Origin of the sequence: Prevotella ihumii, assembly GCF_900155655.1 — a bacterium.
In the GTDB taxonomy this organism is placed as follows: Bacteria; Bacteroidota; Bacteroidia; order Bacteroidales; family Bacteroidaceae; genus Prevotella; species Prevotella ihumii.
This window is the reverse complement of sequence record NZ_LT706993.1, coordinates 1-1,035: the sequence shown is the minus strand read 5'-3', so window position 1 is coordinate 1,035 and position 1,035 is coordinate 1. Positions and strand designations below refer to the sequence as shown.

The window sequence follows — 1,035 nt, the reverse complement described above, 5'->3', positions numbered from 1 at the left end:
TTGCTGCGTACCAATTGGGACAGGCGAAGAATACCCTGACGCATATCCACAGGAGTGCAACAAACCCGAAAAACATTTGTTTCGTTGAGTACAAACATAAGTTTTTCGGGCAAAGGTAGTAAAGCAAGAATGTTACACAAAGGCGGCTAATATTGGATGCTTACTCTATGTCTGTACCGTTCAGCGAAAGCGTTTCAAGATACTTCTGCGCACTCACGTCGATGCTGCCAATCTTGTTCTTGTTTGCTGAAAGGAAGTTCAAAAGAAGGTTCTTGCTGACATCGAGTTTCGTAAGTTCGTTTTCGTCGCAATCCACGAAAACAAGCTTTCTGCACTGCGTAATATCCAATTCCTTCAGTCCGCAGTAGCTGCAAATCAAAGTGTCAAGGTCTTTGTTGTTAGACAATTCCAACTTCTCCAACTTGCCGTTCTTACAGCTTAGCACCTTCAGCATAGGACAATGGCTTACATCAAGGGCCTCCACTTCAAAGTTATCGACGCTCATATCCGTAATTCTGCCTTCTATTCTTACATCTTTCTTCGTAACCTGATAGTAGTCAAACTTCTCACCCAATACATCTTTCGTCTTCAAGAACTTAATTCCGTCGAACGTCATATCATCGCCAACAATATGGAAAACAACCTCGCTGCCAACTTTCTGGCTTGTCGTAAAGGTTACATAAGACTTCTCTGTAGCCTCTTCGATATGCTTGAACGACGACCAAGGTGTAGATATTTTGTAAACGTTTAGCTTTCCGTGAGGAACAAACAGCTTGCATTGGTCGAAATCCACATTATAGAATGCCATCGAACCACAGTAGGGAGGCGCAGCCGCAAGGGTGTGAACTTCGGTCAGTCCCGTACAATTCATAAACACGCCAAAGCCTATCTGCTCAAGATTTTCGGGTAAAGTAATGGTTGTTAATTTCTTTATGTGTGAAAATGCCGAGCTTGCTATCTCGGTGAGCGACTTCGGCAAGGTTACCTTCGTAAGCTCGTAAACCTCATAGAACGAATATTTATCAATCTTCTTCA

The 1,035-nt window shown here is 43.0% G+C and carries 1 protein-coding gene; it reads right to left on the bottom strand.

Translation table 11 applies throughout. The features are described 5' to 3' along the window. Nucleotides 1–160: 160 nt before the first annotated feature. Nucleotides 161–1,035, bottom strand: an 875-nt coding sequence (locus tag CZ367_RS13780) for a leucine-rich repeat domain-containing protein (protein WP_237581863.1), incomplete at its 5' end; no start/stop codon positions are given.